The sequence below is a fragment of the Ruminococcus sp. 210702-SL.1.03 genome, from assembly GCF_020559915.1.
Lineage (GTDB): Bacteria > Bacillota > Clostridia > Oscillospirales > Ruminococcaceae > YE71.
In genome coordinates this window covers 29059-48667 of sequence record NZ_JAJCLZ010000002.1, presented here as the reverse complement: position 1 = coordinate 48667, position 19609 = coordinate 29059, and the positions used below count along the sequence as shown (strand labels likewise).

General features: G+C 52.2%; 16 protein-coding genes. 6 read left to right on the top strand and 10 right to left on the bottom strand.

Features of this window, described 5'->3' with window-relative positions; all coding sequences use genetic code 11:
* From LI114_RS01745 to LI114_RS01735, 3 genes are all read left to right on the top strand, one after another.
* On the top strand, nucleotides 1-813 hold the full coding sequence (locus tag LI114_RS01745; RefSeq protein WP_227218843.1) for a DNA-3-methyladenine glycosylase family protein: 813 nt from the start codon (nucleotides 1-3) through the stop codon (nucleotides 811-813).
* A gap of 129 nt (nucleotides 814-942) precedes the next feature.
* Nucleotides 943-1830 (top strand): dipicolinate synthase subunit DpsA, encoded by an 888-nt coding sequence (locus LI114_RS01740; RefSeq protein ID WP_227218841.1) that lies wholly within the window; start codon nucleotides 943-945, stop codon nucleotides 1828-1830.
* Nucleotides 1820-2401, top strand: a complete 582-nt coding sequence (locus LI114_RS01735; protein ID WP_227218839.1) for a dipicolinate synthase subunit B — start codon at nucleotides 1820-1822, stop codon at nucleotides 2399-2401. Before LI114_RS01740 ends, LI114_RS01735 begins: the two co-directional genes overlap by 11 nt.
* A 72-nt stretch (nucleotides 2402-2473) precedes the next feature.
* Here the strand turns inward: LI114_RS01735 and LI114_RS01730 are convergent, their stop codons facing one another.
* The 5 genes from LI114_RS01730 to LI114_RS01710 all read right to left on the bottom strand — a co-directional run bounded on the left by LI114_RS01730 (nucleotide 2474) and on the right by LI114_RS01710 (nucleotide 8339).
* A complete protein-coding gene (locus LI114_RS01730; protein WP_227218837.1) occupies nucleotides 2474-3085 on the bottom strand; it encodes a M15 family metallopeptidase in 612 nt (203 codons plus the stop codon).
* Nucleotides 3086-3091: 6 nt separating this feature from the next.
* Nucleotides 3092-5062: a type I pullulanase gene (gene pulA / locus LI114_RS01725; RefSeq protein ID WP_227218835.1), complete on the bottom strand. Its 1971-nt coding sequence runs from the start codon at nucleotides 5060-5062 to the stop codon at nucleotides 3092-3094.
* Nucleotides 5063-5101: 39 nt separating this feature from the next.
* Nucleotides 5102-5977: a phosphatidylserine decarboxylase gene (locus LI114_RS01720; RefSeq protein WP_227218833.1), complete on the bottom strand. Its 876-nt coding sequence runs from the start codon at nucleotides 5975-5977 to the stop codon at nucleotides 5102-5104.
* Between the two features lie 756 nt (nucleotides 5978-6733).
* Nucleotides 6734-7357, bottom strand: a complete 624-nt coding sequence (locus LI114_RS01715) for a CDP-alcohol phosphatidyltransferase family protein (protein ID WP_227218831.1) — start codon at nucleotides 7355-7357, stop codon at nucleotides 6734-6736.
* Between the two features lie 43 nt (nucleotides 7358-7400).
* Complete coding sequence (locus LI114_RS01710) at nucleotides 7401-8339, bottom strand: phospho-N-acetylmuramoyl-pentapeptide-transferase (RefSeq protein WP_227218829.1); 939 nt, start codon at nucleotides 8337-8339, stop codon at nucleotides 7401-7403.
* A 278-nt stretch (nucleotides 8340-8617) separates the two neighbouring features.
* Between LI114_RS01710 and LI114_RS01705 the strand changes: the two genes are divergently transcribed.
* The 3 genes from LI114_RS01705 (at nucleotide 8618) to LI114_RS01695 (ending at nucleotide 12208) form a co-directional block, all read left to right on the top strand.
* A complete protein-coding gene (locus LI114_RS01705; RefSeq protein WP_227218827.1) occupies nucleotides 8618-9964 on the top strand; it encodes a MurT ligase domain-containing protein in 1347 nt (448 codons plus the stop codon).
* A gap of 1 nt (nucleotide 9965) precedes the next feature.
* Nucleotides 9966-10721 (top strand): type 1 glutamine amidotransferase, encoded by a 756-nt coding sequence (locus tag LI114_RS01700; RefSeq protein WP_227218825.1) that lies wholly within the window; start codon nucleotides 9966-9968, stop codon nucleotides 10719-10721.
* 269 nt (nucleotides 10722-10990) lie between these two features.
* Nucleotides 10991-12208 (top strand): iron-containing alcohol dehydrogenase, encoded by a 1218-nt coding sequence (locus tag LI114_RS01695; RefSeq protein ID WP_022126556.1) that lies wholly within the window; start codon nucleotides 10991-10993, stop codon nucleotides 12206-12208.
* Between the two features lie 610 nt (nucleotides 12209-12818).
* Here the strand turns inward: LI114_RS01695 and LI114_RS01690 are convergent.
* From LI114_RS01690 to LI114_RS14265, 5 genes are all read right to left on the bottom strand, one after another.
* The gene (locus LI114_RS01690; RefSeq protein WP_227218823.1) at nucleotides 12819-13649 is read right to left on the bottom strand and encodes a helix-turn-helix domain-containing protein; all 831 of its coding nucleotides are present in this window, start codon (nucleotides 13647-13649) and stop codon (nucleotides 12819-12821) included.
* Nucleotides 13650-13790: 141 nt separating this feature from the next.
* On the bottom strand, nucleotides 13791-15077 hold the full coding sequence (locus LI114_RS01685) for an adenylosuccinate synthase (protein WP_227218821.1): 1287 nt from the start codon (nucleotides 15075-15077) through the stop codon (nucleotides 13791-13793).
* Nucleotides 15078-15246: 169 nt separating this feature from the next.
* Nucleotides 15247-15408: a hypothetical protein gene (locus LI114_RS01680; protein ID WP_227218820.1), complete on the bottom strand. Its 162-nt coding sequence runs from the start codon at nucleotides 15406-15408 to the stop codon at nucleotides 15247-15249.
* On the bottom strand, nucleotides 15398-16639 hold the full coding sequence (locus tag LI114_RS01675) for a D-alanyl-D-alanine carboxypeptidase family protein (RefSeq protein WP_227218818.1): 1242 nt from the start codon (nucleotides 16637-16639) through the stop codon (nucleotides 15398-15400). Before LI114_RS01675 ends, LI114_RS01680 begins: the two co-directional genes overlap by 11 nt.
* Nucleotides 16640-16771: 132 nt before the next feature.
* A complete protein-coding gene (locus LI114_RS14265; RefSeq protein WP_227218816.1) occupies nucleotides 16772-19225 on the bottom strand; it encodes an EAL domain-containing protein in 2454 nt (817 codons plus the stop codon).
* Between the last annotated feature and the right edge of the window lie 384 nt (nucleotides 19226-19609).

The following is a 19609-nucleotide window of genomic DNA, read 5'->3' as shown; positions in this document are numbered from 1 at the left end:
ATGGATTATACAGTTAAAGGTAAGGATATTTTGGTAAAACAAGCGGATCTTTCGCTTGACGAAACGCTCGACTGCGGTCAGGCATTTCGCTGGACTAAGGTCGAGGGCGGCTACACGGGGCATTTTCTCAACCGCCCACTGACGATATTGGACGAAGACCCCGCCGACGGCGTGTTTAGATTTTGCGGCGTTAGCGAAAGCGAACTGCTGGAGGTATGGCAGAGCTATTTCGACTTCGCGACCGACTACGGCGAGCTGAAACGGCGTTTTTCCGAGGACGAAACGCTCGCGAAAGCCTGCAAATTCGCGGGCGGCATACGCATTTTGCGGCAGGATAGCTGGGAGGCGCTCAGCTCGTTCATCATCTCGCAGAACAACAACATCCCGCGCATAAAGGGCATAATCGGGCGGCTTTGCGAGCAGTTCGGCGGCTACCCCTCGGCTGAGGAGATGGCGGCGGCGACCGCGGAGGGCTGCGAATCGCTGGCGGGGCTGCGTGCGGGCTTTCGCGCGAAATATCTGGCAGACGCGGCGCAAAAGGTCGCGGGCGGCGAAGTTGACCTGGCGCAGGTCGCAAAAATGGACGCCGACTCAGCGCGCACCGAGCTTATGAAGATCAAGGGCGTTGGCCCAAAAGTCGCCGACTGCACCATGCTCTTCGGAATGTACAAACTGGAGGCTTTCCCAAAAGATGTGTGGGTGAAGCGCGTGATTGCCGAGTGGTACCCGAACGGTCTGCCCGAGTGCATAAAGGGCGCTGAGGGCGCGGCGCAACAGTACCTTTTCCACTACATACGTTCCATTGAACGATAGAAGATGCAAATTATAGCAATAGCACTCCCCTGTTCGCGTTTGCGGGCGGGGGAATTTTTTGTTTAACACAAATTTGGGCGGCGCATATAATGTATTACGCAGTGAATTCATGGGCAAGGGGGCAGCGAAATGGCTGACAGAAAACACACACCGCTTATTCTCGTTACAGGCTCTGACCGCAGGCAGGTGTACGCCGCCGAAAAGTTGGCAAGTCTGGATAATACAGAGGTCTGCGCCTACCTCACCGACGGAGAACCGATGGGCGCGCGGGTGATAAAGACGCTCGGCGAGCTGCCTCGGCGTGCGGATATGCTGCTGCTGCCCATGCCATGCTCGGCGGGCGGCGGCTTGGAAATACCTGCCTGCGGGCGGCTGACCTGCGCCGAGCTTACCCCATACCTCGCGAAAAACGCGGTGGTCGCGGGCGGAAAAATGCCGACGGCGATGATCGAATACTTCAATTCGCTCGGCTTCACCACGGCAGACTACCTGCGGCGCGAGGAACTGGCGGTGAAAAACTGCGTGCCGACGGCGGAGGGCGCGCTGGCGTTGGCGATGCGCGAAATGGACGTCACGATTAGCGGAACGCGGGCGCTCATAATCGGCTGGGGCAGGGTCGCGAAGGCTTGCGCGCGGCTTTTCGGCGCGGCGGGCGCGCGGGTGTGCGTTACGGCGAGGAACTTGGGGCAGCTTGCCGAGGCGGAGAGCTGCGGCTTTGAGGCTTTTGAGCTGGAGCAGCTTTTCGCGCGCGCGGGGGGCTTTCCGCTCATCATCAATACCGTGCCCGCGCCGGTGCTCACGCGGGAGATCATTGAAGAAACGCGCCGCGGCTGTTTGGTGATCGACCTCGCTTCGCAGCCGGGCGGTACTGATTTTGCCGCCGCCGCCGAGCTTTCGCGCCGCGCGGTGCACGCCCTTTCGCTGCCGGGCAAATGCGCGCCCGTTACGGCAGGAGAGATAATCGCCGAGGCGGCACTGAACATTTACAATGAAAGGAGCGGCAGAAATGTCACTTGATGGAATTAGAATAGGCTTTTGCATGAGCGGCTCATTCTGCACATTCGGCAAAGCTTTTGAGCAGGCGCGGCGGCTGACCGAGCTGGGTGCGCGGCTTACGCCCGTTATGTCTTTCAACGCGGCGGGGCTCGACACGCGCTTCGGCAGTGCGGCAGAAAATGTGGCGGAGATAGAGCGGATCTGCGGCGCGCCCGCCATCTGCACGCTGCCCGCCGCCGAGCCGATAGGCCCGAAAAAGATGTTTGACCTGCTGCTGATCTGCCCCTGCACGGCAACGACTATGGCAAAACTGGCGAACGGCATTTACGATACGCCCGTAGCCCTCGCGGCGAAATCCCACCTGCGCGCCGAGCGCCCCGTGCTGCTCGCACCCTCTACCAACGATGCGCTTTCGGCGAGCGCCGCGAACATCGGGCGGCTGATGAACCTCAGCCATTACTACTTCGTGCCGATGTTTCAGGACGACTGCTCGGCAAAGCCGCGTTCGCTGACGGCAGACTTTTCGCAAGTGCCCGCGGCGGTCAGGTCGGCGCTCATGGGTCGGCAGATACAGCCCATATTCTGTAAATAAAATTCGGACGCCGACTGCGTACAGTTGACGTCCGATACATATTTTCCTATAATTGTAATTTGCCCGACTCGTTCACTTGCCCGCGAAAAGTCGGCTTATCCTGCGTTTTACGCGCACTTTAAAGCTTTCGGGCTTGTAGAAATGCTGGTAATCTTTCGAGGTCTGCCAGTCGCCGCCCCATTTCCAGCCGTGCCGCGCGAAAATCTTATAGCAGGTGTCCTCGTGCGTGATCTTGTGCTTAAAATCGGCTTCGCGGTCGGCGTAAGCGGCAGCCTGCGGCGGCATCACCACGCCGTTTTGAATGTACGGATTGTAAAACGGGTTAATATCCACCGCCAGACCGCGCGCGTGCATGGAAAGCATATCCGTATTTGCCACGCAGCGGTAGTTGAAGCAGCTAGTGTTGTCGTCCGCCATCATAAGGTCGTCGTCGCCGCCGTACTCCCCCGCCAAGCGAATTTTGTCCAGCCTGTACCCCGCCTCAAACAGCTCGCGGAATATCTCCAGCAGCTCGGCGGCTATTTTTTTGTTGCAAACAAGCAGCCCGTGCCGCATTTCGCCGCTGAGATCGAGGTATGTCACCCGCAGCGTGCGCAGGTCGGCAACGGTCATCTTCGCGCCCTCGGGCAGCTGAACTTCGCCCTCGGCAGGTTCGCGTATCTCAAAGATCGGCTGAATATCCATTTTCTATCACAGTCCCTTGAACACCGCGCAGCTTATCGCGGGTACTTCCTGCTCGCCACAGATCTTGGAGTATACGGGCTTGCCCTCCTCGTTCAGACGGCGGTAAAACGCGCCCTCGGGCAGGCGCACGCGCTGTGTGTCGCGGTGGGGGTTGAGCACGATGAAGTACCGCTCGTCAGCTCCGCGCAGCTCCCACGCGATAACGCCGCCGCAGTTGTGGAAAAACAGCTTCTCGTCCATCTCCTCGCAGGTGCGCATACGGAAAAGCGGCGATGAGCGGCGGAGGGCGATGAGCGCCTTGTAGTAGCGGAAAACGTCGGCGTTTTTCTCCTTTTCCGTCCAGCGTATCTTGTTCGTTTCGTCGGGGGCGTTGTAGCTGTTGCCGTCGTAGATGTTGGTATCGCTGCGCTGTTCACCATCGCGGAAGATCTTCGGCTTGCTGCGCAGAAAATCTTGACCGAGCTGTATAAACGGCACGCCCTGCGAAAGCAGAACTATCGCCGCCGCCAGCTTATCCATTCTCCTGCGCTCGTCCGCGGAGTAAGAGCTTGCCGAAATAGCCAATTTGTCCCAAAGCGTGTGGTTGTCGTGCGCCTCGCAGTAATTTATCGCCTGCGCGGGGCTGAAAGCCCAACAAAGGTCGTCCGCCGTGCCCTGCAAAGCCCTGTAACGCGAATTTGCCGTGATACCGCGCTTTATCGTATTAAAAGTGTGGTGGTTGCCGTTTACGAAGCCCGTTTCGTGAAGGTTGAATGTGCCGCCCTTTATGCCGTCGCGGATATTGTCGTTAAAAAGACCTATCCTGCCGAAGCTGTAGCTGTTCCATTTATAGGAAAGTTTGTCGGTCGGGTAGGGCGTTTCTCCGCCCGTCCAGCCCTCGCCGTACATAAGTATCTGCGGGTCGAGCTTATCCATCTCGTCGCGCAGCATATTCATAGTTTCAATGTCGTGCAGACCCATCAGGTCGAAGCGAAAGCCGTCTACCTTGTACTCCTCCACCCAGAATTTCATGGCGTCGCGCATAAATTTGCGCATCATAGCGTGCTCGGAAGCAGTTTCGTTGCCGCAGCCCGAGCCGTTGGAGAAATTGCCCGCTTTGTCCAAGCGGTGGTAATAATAGGGCACGGTCTTGTGGAAAGCCGACTGCTGAGTGTAGTAGGTGTGGTTGAAAACTACATCGAGGATAACGCCTATGCCCGCCTTGTGCAGGGCCATAACGAGCTGCTTGAATTCTTTTATGCGCACGCCGCCGTCCTCGGGGTCGGAGGTGTAGTAGCCCTCCAGGCACATATAGTTTTTAGGGTCGTAGCCCCAGTTATACTGCCCCGCGTAGGGCTTTTTTTCGTTTACGGTAGCGTAATCCGCAACGGGCATGAGCTGAACGTGGGTAACGCCCAGCTCTTTCAGATGGTCAAGGCAGGTGGTGACGCTGCCGCAGCGGCCGCCCTCTTCGGTAAAGCCCATGAATCTGCCGCAGTTGTACCATTGCAGACCGCTGCTGCCGTCTATCGAAAAATCGCGCACGTTGCACTCGTAGATAACGGCGTCCACGGGGTTTTGACAGACAGGGCGGCGGGTATCCTCCCAGCCCTCGGGGTTCAGCGCTTCAAAATCCGCGATGTAGCCGCGGTCGCCGTTCACGCCGCACGCCTTTGCGTAAACGTCGATAGTTTCCACCCTGATATTATGCTCAAATTCAAACGTATATGTGTAGTAAAGCCCGAAAGCGTCGTGCATAAGCTCTACATACCATACGCCGCGCTCTATCTTCCTCATGCAGAGAGTTTCGACCTTGTTGTCGCCCTCGCCAGAGGTGTAAAGGTTCAGATACGCGGCGGTGCAGTGGGGCGCCCAGACCTTAAATCTGGTAATTCCGTCCTCATACACAACGCCGAGATCTTCGCCCGAGTAGGCGTTTTCTCTGTCGAACTTTGCGTAATCGCGGTCGGTAACGTAATTTTTAAGCATATTTACCATTTTCAGTCAGTCATCCTTTGAAGCAGTTTACTGTAAAATTTATTCGTGCGTTATCGCGCGGGCGATAACGTCGCCCATTTTCAGCTTAGTTTCCCAGCCGCGGCGGGTGTTTTCGAGCAGGTCGGAGCAGGCCTGCGCCTTGCCCTTTTCGAGCAGCAGCACGATGGTAGATCCGCCGAACTCGAAGTAGCCTTTTTCCTCGCCGCGCACGACCTTAGCCGCTTCGGGCGAGCGGTTGGTTATCTTGCCGACCATCATCGCGCCGACCTCCATCTGCACTATATCGCCGAACTGCGGAGTGCGCAGCAGGCAGTATTCGCGGGTGTTTTCCTTTAGCACGGGCAGGAATTTATTCACCACGGGGCGCACGGTGTTCAGCCGACCTTTTATGCGGCGGTCGTGGCTTTTCACGCCGGAGGCGGGGTAGATGTAGTGGTGGTAATCATCGGGGGTAAGGCGGATAATGAGCGCCGTGCCGCCTGAGAATCGGCGAGCGAGTTTGCGGTCGCGGAGGAGGGAGTAGACGGTGTAAACGCTGTTTTTAATAACAAACATATCGCCCTCCGCGATGGTGTAAGCGCTGACCTTACCGTCAGAGGGGCAAACGAGGGCGTCTGCGCCGCGGTCGGTAATACGGCGGCCGGGCTTTATTTTGCGTGTAAAGAAATCGTTGAACGAAGTGTATTCGCGGTCTTCGTAGTCGAACATATCAATGCCTTTTTTTTCGGCGTAGAAGGGGACTGCGGCGGCGGTGAATTTGGAATTGAGAATAATCCCGCCCGCCTTGCTGATGAAGGGCGCAGAGAGGATATTTATGCAAGCGCGGGCGATGGTGGAGTTGTAGATACTAATGAGGAGAGATTCGGTGGAATCCTCTGAGGTAAAAACATTGCCATTGCGGTCACAAATTTTCATAGTAAACGTCCTTTCAAAATATATTCGCGGGTGCAAAGTAAAAATGATAACAAAGCGGGACGGAATTAAAAAGCGCGGGGTGCAGCGACGCGCCAGCCGCTGCCGAGGGGTCGAAGGGGGCGAGAAGCCCCCTGAAGTGGGTAGGTCACAAAGAAAACCCAGCCAGTCCCAGTAATCCTCCTCACCAACGCCAATCCCCAAAATGCGGGGCTGCCAAAAAAACGGCGAACGCTCCAAAGCCATGATCCTCATCAAATGCGCAGACCCAAACAGCCCCGCATTTCCAATAGCGTGTCCTCTTAATGTCAGTAAAACCCGCAAAGAGCGAAGCGATTTTGCGGCGAACCGCAATTAAACCCAACAAGGGCGACAGCCCTTGCCCCCGCAGGCAGTGTGTATTATAATATGGTATACAAGCTTTGTACGGTTGCTTGTTGGTTTTGCGCTTTTCATGTGTTCGTTCAAGGGTGTGCGCCCTTGAAGGGGGCTATGTGCGGGCGACACACTAGGGGCAGCCCTCCCTTGCAGGGCATGCCCCTCTTGAAAATCAGTCCACCTGACTGATTTTCAATTCACCCTATGCGGAGCGCCCTACGGATGGGGAATTTCGCCGCCTGCGGGCGGCGACGATGGGCTCTGCCCCTCGACCCCGCAAGCGGCTGGCGCGCCGCTTGAGCACGCGCTTTTCTTATCTCCACGCCGTTTATAAGCGTGCGCTAGGCGTTGCTCCCGCGGCTTTTTCTTTGTGCGGGATTTTTAATGCCTATACTTCACATACCCCAGAACTATCAGCGCCGCCATCGTGAAGATCAGCACTATTCCTTTTATCGAAAACTTCTTTACATTTATATTCAGTATGAAAAGTATCGCTATCACGATCATGAAGATCTGGAAAACATAAGGATATATATTCTTCGGTATATTATGCCCGCCGACAAACAAAAGCGGGAATATCATCGCAACCGTAGTTACAGGCAGCCCCTGATACTTCTTCCTCGGCTCACTGCATATCCTCTGCCGCTCTTCCTCAGTAACGTTGAAATATCCCAGCCTGATAACCGCCGCCTGAACTATCATATACGCCGAGATGACGCCCAGACCATGATTGAAACCATAGCTGTACCCCAGCACCGCAGGAAACACGCCGAAGCACACCAGATCACAAAGCGAATCTATCTGTATGCCGAAAACTTTCTCCTCCGCCGTGCGGTTCTTCATAGCCCTCGCGATCTTGCCGTCAAACATATCGCACACGCCCGAGATAAGCAGGCAGAGATACGCCGCCGCATACTGCCCCTCGAAAACGCGCGTTATGCCGAATACCGATGATGCCAGCCCGATATATGTAAGTATTACCGAGGCATTGTAAAATCCTATCATTTCTTTTTCTCCTTATTTTTACCGTTTGTTGTCCTTGTAATTTTTATACTATTCTGAGCGCGATAAGTCCTATCACAAGCTGTATCAGCGCGAAACGCACCACTACCTGCGTGTCGCCTACGCCGAGGTTCTTGCGCCAGTGGTCGTGTATCGGCGTTCTGACTTTCTCCATGAAGTTTTTCATGCCTAAAAATCTGCGGCAGGAAAGTTTCAGCAGACCAAGTCCGCCGTCAACTATTATCACCGAAGCGAAGAAGATGAAAAGCAGAGGGTCGGCGCTTTTCAGCGAGATAACCGCTAGAAATACGCCTATACTGCGCGAACCTGCGTCGCCCATCAGTATCTTGCTCGGCGAGCAGTTGAACCAAAGGTACGCCGCCAGCACCATCAGCATAACGTATGAGCTGATCTTCATACTTGCGGGCAGACCATGCAGTATGAAAAGCGTTATCGTAACGCCCGAGAGCGTGCCGCACATACCGTCTACGCCGTCGCAGCAGTTGGTAACGTTTATGCTCGCCCACACCAGTATCATGCAGAGTATCGCGAAGATCACCGCGGGTATATGTATAGTTGTATGGAATATGCGTATATCGGTCGAGTTGTGCAACATGAAGTTTGCGGTAACGCCCGCGGTTATCACGAGGTCGAGCAGACCTTTTTTCAGCTCGCCCCAAGGGTTCTCGGCGGCGTCATCGAAGTAGCCCGTAAGCATCGCGGCGTAGATGAGCACCATGTAAAGCGCGGTCTCAAGCGAAAAAGGTGCGAAAAGCGCCGAGCAGAGCACGAAAACCGTGGTCATGATTATGCCCGCGCCGCGCGGCTTGCCCTCGCTGAGAGCGCCGTTTACCGCAAATTTCCTGCCCTGATCTTTTGGCAGCAGCTTCATAAAGTACTTTATGGCGAAAAAAGCCATCAAAAACGAAACAGCGAAGGTTACGGGCGAAAGCAGCCCGCCTTTTGACAAAATCGAATACAGCATAAAAATATCTATCCCAATCATTTTAATTTCGGCGGCGCTAGTGTGCACGCCTATCCATTATATATTATACTACATTTCAGACAAAAATGCAAACTTACAGCGGTGTCAATTTGCACAAAATTTTCTCCACAAATTTATCACGCAGATTTTTTCTTAAATTTGCGCACATATCCCCCCGCGCCTATTGATTTTGCAAGCGAAATATGTTATAATTTAAAGTATGATTAAGGCTTGTTAAAAGTCAATATGAAAGAATATGAAATTGGAGAGCGACAAGAATGAGATTACCGAAATTTCTCACCATAGCGTTTGGAAAAGCAATGGTAAAAGCGCTTCAGCTCGCAGGGCGCGACGCGGGCAACTTCCCCGGGCTGGTGCTCTGGACGCTGGACAGAAACTGCCTGCGCCACTTTTCCGCCGACTGCCCTATCATAGCAGTTACAGGCACTAACGGCAAGACCTCGACCACGAATTTCCTCAACAGGATATTCTCTTCCCTGCCGGGCGACAAGAAGATAATCACAAATATGCAGGGCAACAATCTCGATACGGGCATATGCTCGCTGCTGCTGCAGCACTGCGATATGAGCGGCAAAGTGCACGCAGATTACCTTGTACTGGAAACTGACGAGTCGCACGTTCCCGTAATATATAAACATTTGAAACTGGAAACGCTGGTTATCCTCAACTTTTTCCGCGACCAGCTCGACAGAAACGGCGAGGTGGAAACGCTTATATTAAAGGTGAAGAAATTTTTGGAAACTTACGACGGCAATTTGGTGCTCAACGCCGACGACCCAAACGTTGCGCGCTTAGGTCTGGCAAATCCCAAAAACAAGAATGTTTACTATTATAATGTAGAAAAGTATGAGGGCGCGACCGCTGAACTTTACGAGGCGGGCGAGGGACGTTTTTGCCCGCGGTGCGGCGAGGCGCTGGTTTACGATTATTACCAGTATTCGCACATCGGCAAATTCCACTGCCCGAAATGCGGCTTCGGCAACATCACCCCCGACGTGCAGATGCGCGACCTCGACCTCGATAATTCCAGCTTCACATTTGAGGGCGAGCGCTACCACACCAAACATTCGGGCATCTACCATATGTACAATCTGGCGGCGGTGTACACAGCTGCCAAGCTTTACAATATCGACCACAAGATCATCCACGACGTTTTCGAGAATTTTGAGGTCAACAACGGCAGATTGGAAAAATTTGAGTGCGGCGGCTCTACTCTGCTGCTCAACCTCGCGAAAAACCCCGTTGGCGCTAACATGACGCTGCGCCTGCTGAACCAAGACAAGGGCGAAAAAGAGCTGCTTTTCGTGCTGAACGACAACATCGCCGACGGCTGCGATGTTTCGTGGATATGGGACATAAATTTCTCGATCTTCAAGGGCGTTACCCGCGTTATAACCTCGGGCACGCGCGCTTACGACATCGCGATAAGAATAAAATGCTCGGGCTACGATCCGGATAAAATCTTTGTATACCCCGAGCTGGATAAGGCAGTTGCCTCGCTGTTTTCGACCGCGGGCAACAAGTACGCGGTCGCGAATTATACAGCAGTACAGCCCACCCGCGCGGCGCTGAGGGCTTACATTTCCGAGAAGGAGGGCAAGTAAAATGAGCGGGCAGAAGAGTTTAAAATTATTGCATATGTACCCGAACGTGCTCGACCTTTACGGTGACGGCGGCAATGTAGAGGTGCTGAAATACCGCTGCAAAATGCGCGGGATAGAGCTTATCGTAACGCCGCATTATCTTGATACTCCCGATATCGCCGATTTTTCCCAGCAGGATATTATCTACCTCGGCGGCGGCGCTGACTACGAGCAGCAGCTTCTCGCGCAAGACCTGCTCTCCTGCAAAGACAAGATCGCGGCGGCGCACAAAAACGGCGTTTTCATGCTGATGATCTGCGGCGGCTACCAGCTAATGGGGCAGTATTACAAAGACTCCAACGGCGAGAAGATACCGGGACTGGGGCTTTTTTCCTACTACACGCAGGCTTCGCGAAACAAGCGCGACAGGTGCATCGGCAATATCGTGATAGACACGCAGATCTGCGGCGGAGATTACAAGGTCATCGGCTTTGAGAACCACGGCGGACAGACGGCGAACGTAGCAACGCCTTTCGGCAAGGTGCTGCACGGCAACGGCAACGTGCGCGGCGGCGAATTTGAGGGCTACGTTGAGGAAAACGTCATCGCGACCTACCTCCACGGCCCGCTGCTCTCGAAAAATCCCAGGCTCGCCGACCACATAATCAGCTACTGCATGAAGCGAAAAGGCGAGAGCGCCGAGCTTGCGCCGCTGAACGATAAGCTTGAAGAAGCCTGCCGAAAACAGCTTCTTAAGCGGCTCTCAGAAAATAAATAAATTTTGATAAATCTATTGACAAATTATTGCCCGCAGAACTACGGTTTGCGGGCATTTTTACGCGATTTTTGCATATGCTTTTATATGTGGCTCATGTAAATTCAGCAATATTGTACAATTATATTCAAGGAAATTTGTGTTTTTTGTAAAATTTCTTTAAAATCGCTTTACATTTTCGACAAAATGAGTTATAATGGATTTGTAAGAAAAGGTTGTGAAAGTACACAATCATCATTCTATTATAAACAAATTTTTTGGAGGTATTTACAATGGCTAGATTTACTTTACCCCGCGATCTGTACCACGGAAAGGGAGCACTTGAGAACCTTAAAACTCTGAAAGGTAAGAAGGCCGTTATCGTAGTAGGCGGCGGCTCGATGAAGAGAAACGGTTTTCTTCAGAAGGCTGAGGATTATCTGAAAGAAGCAGGAATGGAAGTACACCTTATCGAAGGCGTAGAGTCCGACCCCTCCGTTACTACCGTTATGAACGGCGCTGCTAAGATGCAGGAGATCGGCCCTGACTGGATAGTTGCAATGGGCGGCGGCTCGCCTATCGACGCAGCTAAGGCTATGTGGATCAAGTACGAGTATCCTGAATGTACGTTCGAGGATATGTGCAAGGTATTCGGTATCCCTGAGCTGAGAAAGAAAGCTCACTTCTGCGCAGTATCCTCTACTTCCGGTACGGCTACCGAGGTCACCGCATTCTCGATCATTACCGATTATGACAACGGTATCAAATATCCTATCGCTGACTTTGAGATCACCCCTGACGTTGCTATCGTAGACCCCGAGCTGGCTGAGACCATGCCCCAGAAGCTTACCGCTCACACCGGTATGGACGCTCTTACCCACGCAGTTGAGGCTTATGTATCTACCGCAAACAGCGCATACAGCGATCCTCTCGCTATCCACGCTATCGAAATGATACAGCACGACCTTGTAGATTCCTACAACGGCAATATGGAAGCAAGAGACAGAATGCATGACGCGCAGTGTCTTGCCGGTATGGCGTTCTCTAACGCTCTGCTGGGTATAGTTCACTCTATGGCTCACAAGACCGGCGCTGCTTTCGCAGACTACGGCGCACACATCATCCACGGCGCTGCAAACGCTATGTACCTGCCTAAGGTAATCGAGTTCAACGCTAAGGACGAGACCGCTAAGAAGAGATACGGCGTTATCGCTGACTATATGCACCTCGGCGGAGCTAACGACGACGAAAAAGTCAAGCTGCTCATCGAGTACGTTCGCGGCATGAATGACAAGCTGAACATTCCTCACTGCATCAAGAACTACGGTCCCGACAGCTATCCTACCGAGCAGGGCTTCGTTCCCGAGAACGTATTCCTCGAAAGACTGCCCGAGATCGCTAAGAACGCTATCGCAGACGCTTGCACCGGCTCTAACCCCAGAATTCCTACTCAGGAAGAGATGGAAAAGCTGCTGAAGGCTTGCTACTACGATACCGAAGTTGATTTCTAATTCGTACATAACACGTCCTTTCTATAATTAAACGTGAAGCCGCCGCGGTATATCTGCGGCGGTTTTTCTTTGTGCAAATTTGGGTCAAGCCCCGTGCAAAACTGGGTCAAGCCCCGCAAAAGGGCAAATAAAAAGCAAAAACGGAGGACTTCGGCTGTCCTCCGCTTTTGCAAATGCGGGAAATTTATGATACAACTTGTGTAGAAGGCTAAACTTTATATAGACAGCACCACACAGCTGCTGCCTTTAACTTTCTTTTGTACTTTTCTATTGTGATAGCCTTTTCGTTTCGGCGCTAAAATTTTCGTACATCGACTGAGATGAAATTTATAGTGCTGCGATTTTCTATGTTCATATTTCCTATCACTATTTTATTATACACCATTATCCTCTTCCTGTCAATGCGGAACATAGACAAATAACGCATAGTGATAAGCCGCTGATATATGAGATATGCACAAAATCCGTTCGCAGCAGCGTTTTCTCGCCATGTTCATATTTCAAATGCCAAGTGTGTAAACGTATGGCTGCGCAGCGAAAATCCACGAAAAAGCGGAGCTGCAAAATACAGCTCCGCTGAAAGTTACTGTAAAAACGTTCACTTCTGTATCTACATCGCGCCCGCAAACGTGCGACGGAACTCCGCAGGACTCATGCCCTCGTACTTTTTGAAAACCACCGAAAAGTACGAGCTGTCCTGAAAGCCCGACTCCGCCGAGATCTCGGAGATGGGCTTTTCGCTGAACATCAGCAGCTCTTTTGCGTGCATTATGCGCACGCGGGTGATGAACTCCATGGGGCGCATTTCCAGATTTGTCTTAAAGAGCCTGCAAAGGTGCTGCTCGGTAATTCCCGCCAGCTCGGCAAGGTCGGAAAGGCGTATCTGCTCAGAATAGTGGTCTTCGATGTACCGCAGCACCTCGGAATAGCTGTCAGTATGCGTCGCCGCGAGCGACTGCGAAAAGCGGCTGTCAATGCCCTGCCGCAGCTCCAGCATGAGCATATACAGCAGTCCCGAAGCCGCGCTCGAACCGTATATCTTGTCGCCCTTCAGCTCGTAGTACGCTTTTTGCATTATATCGTGCATAGTGTCGACGAGCGGATTTCCCAGCTTTGCGAAGCTTGTCAGCCCCCACTTTTTGATGAGCGCGAGCGCCTCATACCCCGAAAAGCACATCCAGTCGACGTACCAGTCCTTCTCCGCCGCTCGGTATGAATGCGGCATCCCCGCGGGTATGTAAAAAGCGGTGTTCTCAGGCAATCGCAGCTTTTTGCCGTTTACGGTAAGTATGCCCTCGCCCTTGCGCGAAACGAATATCTGCGGGTACTGGTAGCCTGACGGCCGCTCTATCGGGAACTGCCAGCACTCTATGCCGACGCCGATGACGTAAAAAGGCAGCTCTTTTTCTATACTTATAACAGGAAAAATCTGTTTTTGCATTGGCGCTTCCTCCCCAAAAAAAGACAGCGGACTGCCGCAAAGCGGGGGCGTTATCCCCCTGACGATGCCGCAGCCCGCTGAAAACTTAATATATTACAACTTAGCAAACAGTAAATTCAAAAATCAATACAGCTCAGCCGCTTATATTTTAGGCTCTCTGTAAATAATATCCTCTCTTCTCGGGCCGTTGGATACCATTGTGATGGGGTAACCGATGTGGCTCTCTACGAAGTCTATGTACTTCTTGCAGTTTTCGGGAAGCTCATCGTAGCTGCGGATACCGCGAATATCGCACTTCCAGCCGTCGAGGGTCTCTAATACGGGCTTGCATTTTTCCAGCTCTCTTGTGGTCGGGAAATCGGTGATGACCTTGCCGTCAAGCTCATAGCCTACGCACACAGGTATCTTATCGAGGTAGCCGAGCACGTCGAGCACGGTGAAAGCTACGTCGGTAGCGCCCTGCATTCTGCAGCCGTACTTAGAAGCTACGCAGTCAAACCAGCCCATTCTTCTGGGTCTGCCGGTAGTAGCGCCATACTCGCCGCCGTCGCCGCCGCGTCTTCTCAGCTCGTCAGCCTCTTCGCCGAATATCTCGGAAACAAAAGCGCCTGCGCCTACTGCGGAAGAGTAAGCCTTGCAAACGGTAACTATCTTCTTTATCTCATAAGGAGGAATGCCCGCGCCGATAGCGCCGTAAGCCGCCAGCGTGGAGGAAGAAGTAACCATCGGGTAAATACCGTGGTCAGAGTCCTTCAGCGAGCCGAGCTGACCTTCGAGCAGTATCTCCTTGCCCTCTTTGATAGCGTTATGCAGATAAAGCGAAACGTCGGCAACGTAAGGCTCTACCATCTTTCTGTACTCCATCAGGGTATTGAAAAGCTCTTCTTCGTCTATCTCTGGCTTATTGTAAAGGTATTTCAGCAGTACGTTTTTCTGCGTGCAAACGCGGCTGATCTTTTCTTTAAGGTACTCCTCATCGAAAAGCTCCTGCACCTGAAAACCTATCTTTGCGTATTTATCAGAGTAAAAAGGCGCTATACCGCTCTTAGTAGAGCCGAAGCTTGCCTTGCCGAGGCGCTCTTCCTCATACTGGTCGAAAAGCACATGATACGGCATTACTATCTGCGCTCTGTCAGAAATAAGCAGCTTAGGCGCGGGAACTCCCTGCTCTATCACCTTATTCAGCTCGTTAAAAAGCACGGGTATATTCAGCGCTACGCCGTTTCCTATAATATTGGTAGTGCGCTCAGAGAAAACGCCAGAAGGCAGTGTATGAAGCGCGAATTTACCATAATTATTCACTATGGTATGACCTGCGTTAGCGCCGCCCTGAAAACGGATCACGACGTCAGATTCCTGAGCCATCATATCGGTGATCTTGCCCTTGCCTTCGTCGCCCCAGTTAGCGCCCACAATTGCTCTTACCATTTTAATGTACCATTCCTTTCCGAATTTGTCAGCGGATACAGGCGATACAAAGCATACCGCCACACTTTATAAGGATAACACAAAAAAGCGCCGCTGTCAAGTGCTTTATCCCGCACTCTCCCGCCTTTTTGTCGATTTCACAATTTATTAACAACTGCTGTCAGCAATATCAGTCTATATCCTTCCACACATCTTCGTGAGAAACATATTCGCCGTTTTCGAGGTCTTTATCAGCGCTTTCCATGTCAGCCCTTTCCTGAGCTGTGACCTTTGTAAAATCGGGATCCCATGCGAAGATCTTTTCAAGACCTTCCGCGCTGTCAATACCCATACCCATCGCCGTAGCCGTAATCATCGCTGTAATAAGCGTCGGTATTGTCGTTGTAATTGTAATCAGCGGCGTTGTCCGTGCTGCCGGTGTTATAGTCGGCGGCGGAGGAGTCCGCGGGGGTGATGTCGGCATACTGAGCGTACTTTTTCAGAAAGTCCTCGTTACCGGGGGAATCGGCGTAGTCGGAAGTAACGTTCAGGTATTCCTCTAAGCACTTTCCACTTGCCTTCATCTGCTGCGCCGCCTCAATGCCGACGTAGCGGATATGCCAAGGCTCGTAATCGTAGCCCGTTATCTTTTCCTTGCCCTTCGGGAAGCGTATGATAAAGCCGTACTCGGCGCAGTGCTGTTCCAGCCAGTTCGCCTCCGCCGTGCCCTCAAAGCTGAAATCGGTGGTGTTTACGTCGATGCAAAGTCCCGTCTGGTGCTCGGAATGGCCGGGGCGCGCCGATACCGCGTCCGCTTCGTCAAGTCCGCGCTGCGAGGCGTACTGCTCAAAAAGCGTCACCTGCTCGTCGTAACTGCGATAGCCTGAGCATATCCAAAGCGTTATGCCGTCGCTCCAAGCCTGCGCCGCCATGCTGTTGAAAGCTTCCGATACTTCGCTGTTCAGACCGGGGTCGTAGTCAGAAGGCAGCGAAAATGTCTTGTTTACTATCATGATGCCGTCAACGTAGGTTATGCCGTCTTTGGTAACGAGCTGGTGACCCGTCGCCTGACCCTTGTAGATGTCGCTGTTTTCGCTCTGCGAGGAGCTTTCATTATCCTCGGCTTCCGAGCTTTCGGTATCTTCCGCGGGGGCTGCCTGCACCTGCTGCGAAGAGCTTTCGCCCGTGTAAGTGCCCTGCGGCTCTTTGTCGCCGCTCGCGTTCACGATGACCATTATTATCAGCGAGATTATTATAACGCCCGCTGCCGCCATTACCATCTTAGCATGCAGGCGGTCGCGCGCGAGCTGGTCTGCCTTTTCGCGGCGCAGCTTTGCGCGGGCTATCTGCTCGCGTACATATTCCTCATACTCGGGGTCGTATTCCCTTTCGCCATCGTTATCATAATCATCGTCATAACGTTCGTCAGACCGCGGCGCTTCGTCATGACCCTCGTAATTTCCGTAGCGGTCGTAATCATCGTACCCATCGTAATCATATCCGCCGCCCGAGCCGTCCTGCCAGTCGCGCTCGTAACGATCGTCGTTATAATCGCGGCTGTTGTAGTTATCATAATTATCCATAAGCAATAAAATTCCTTTTCAAATACGGCGAAGCAGAATTGCCGCCTAAATGTAATATTTCTACACTTCTGATTATACCATACTTTAATAAAAAAATCAAGTCGGGGCTGCGGTGCGCGCTCCCCGACCTGTTTAGATGCTTTTTAACGAAAGATATTTTTTTTCAAACTCCGCAACGGGTATCGCCTTGTCGAAAAGCCAGCCCTGCGCCATTCTGTGGCCGCTGCTGCAAAGTATCTCCGCCTGCTTTTCAGTTTCCACGCCCTCAAAGATTATTTCCTTGCTGGCGGTCTGTATCAGATTGCATATCCTGTCGATATACTCTCTCGATTTTTCGTTGTTCTCTATGTTGTCGATAAACACCTTGTCTACCTTTACGATGTCTACAGGCGCGTCCATCAGTACACTCAGCGAGCTGTAACCCATGCCGAAATCGTCGATGTCTATCTTAAAGCCGTGCTCGCGCAGCTTCTTCATGTTGGTAAAAAGGTTCTTTACGTCCTGCGTAAAGCAGCTTTCGGTCACTTCTATCTCTATCAGGCTCTTCTCCACGCCGTAGCGGTCTGCCAGCTCGGCTATCCTGCTGACGAAATTCGGGTAAATGTTGTGCTTGCGCGAGAAGTTTACCGATACCGGGTACAGGTGTCTGCCCTCGCGCTTCCATTTCGCAAGATTTATCAGCACCTGCTCGTATATGTAGAAATCGAGCTGGGTTATGTAGCCCACGTTTTCCAGCACATCGATAAATTCGTAAGGCAGCTTGTAAGAGCCGTCGGCGTTGCGCCAGCGCGCCAGCGCTTCCGAGCCTATCAGCCCGCGTGTTTTCATATTGAACTTAGGCTGTAAGAAAAGCTCTATCGCCCCTGTTTTTATAGCGTTGAATATCTCGCTCGCTATCGCTTGGTCGTGGCTGCGCTTTATCCTCATTCGCTCGGCGTATATGCCGCCGGGGATATCGGTGCTGCCCTTTACGCTGCGGCGCGCTAGGTTCGCGTTGTCTATCGCGGTGTTTATATCCTCGTCCGCGGCGCGCATGAAGTACAGTCCGCACGAAACTTGTATATTGCTCAGCGGATATTTCTTCTTCTGCATCTCAGAGAATTTGCGGTTGCGCTCGCCTATCTTGTCGATAAGCTTTTCGCGGTCTTTAGCGCGGTAGAGCGATACAAAGTAGTCTGAGTAGATGCGGCAGCCCGCAACGCATACGCCGCAGTTCATTATAATGTCGGCAAAGTCGGCAAGCATCTTATCGCCCGCCCTGTAGCCGAAGTTTTCGTTCACATATGAAAAATCGTTTATGTCAGAGTAGCATACGGCGAAGCAGTCGCCCGTAGGGAAAAGCTCTTTCAAGCTCGCGGCGGCAGCCTTTTCAAAAGCGCCTCTATTAAGCAGACCAGTCACCGCGTCGGTGGTCGAGAGCCTTTCTATCTCGCGGCGGTCGTGCGCCATGCGGCTCTTCAGCGTTTTAACGTGGTCGATGTTAAAGAACATTCCGTAAACGCCCGTTATCTCGCCGTTTTCATTCTCGGCGCTGATATACGGCATACGGTACCAGCGGTAAGTGCCCTTTTTTATAAGGCAGCGGAAATCTGCCGTGCCTTTTTGCGGTGAAGCGAGCGCATTTTCCCATGTCTTGTAAAACACCTCGATGTCATCGGGGTGTATCAGCCCATCTGCCGTCCTGCCGGAGAGGAAGTTGCGCATTATACCGTTGCTGCCAAACTGCTTCATCACCTGCTCGCCAGCGGTAATGCTGAGCTCGTCGCGCTCGGCGTTGTATTCAAAAAATTTCTCTTCCGTATTATCGGCTATCATCTGCATACAGTAGCCCTGTTTTTTGAGCCTGTATTCAGCCATTTTGTTCTCGGTAATATCTGCAATGGCGCAGTAAAGCATAGCGCCATCTTCGCCCTCGGGCGGGTCTAGGTAGCGCGCGCGCAGGCGCAGCCATGCTCTTTCGCCGCTGCGGCATATAGGCAAGTCCTGCTCAAAAAGCAGCTTGGTCTTTACGCACTCGTCTATATTTTTCAGCAGCTTTTCGCGGTCGCTGCCTTTTATAATGTCTATCAGCCCGCAGCAGCTGTCTTTATCCATGCCGATGATGCGGTAATACTCGTCGCTCGCCTTCACCATTTCGGGGATCCCGTCGGCTATGCGCACCATCACCAGCCCGTCGCTCACGCTTTCGGCTATGGCGTCCATTTCCTTTTCGGCAGATTCGTACTTGCGTTTCAGCGCGGCGTGATCTGAGTTATCCGCCACGGTAACGTTTACGCAGCTATGCCCCTCTGCCGATGTGAAGTCTGTGCCTATGCAGATAATGTCGAGCACTGTGCCGTCGGCACACATCAGCCTGTGTTCCAGCGCTCCGCCGCCCACTGTACGCAGTTTCTCGACCTTTTCCATATAAGAATCAAATTCGTCGCGCGGGATAAGATCGTCAAAAACGACCTCCCCGCCGTCAAACTGCCTCGGGGAATATCCTGTAAGAGAGATAAAGCCCTCGTCATAATCAAAAATCTTTCCGCCGTCGGTAAAATCCGCGCAATATTTTCCGCACTTTACCTTTGTTATTTTTTTGCCCACGGCGAGGCTCACCCCTTTCACCATTTCATGATCCTATAGATCTTTGTCATTAGATATATGTATATCCCTGCACTAAATTTGTATATTTTACCTTCATACCACAATTATTCTTACTATATTATACAACAAATTGTACAGTTTTTCAATAGGCGCATATGATTTTCGTTATTTTAACTAATTAAAGCTGCCATAGTTAGTTGAATACCGCTATATCACATTCATTTCAAACGTTTACGCCATGGGTAAAAATGCAGTAAATATGTAATGAAAAGCAGTCGGGAATTGGCGGATCTATCAATTTGCTTGAACATTTGTGCAAAAAACTTGACACATAGGCTAAAATATGCTATATTATAAAGGTAAGTTTTACAGCATGAGCAGATT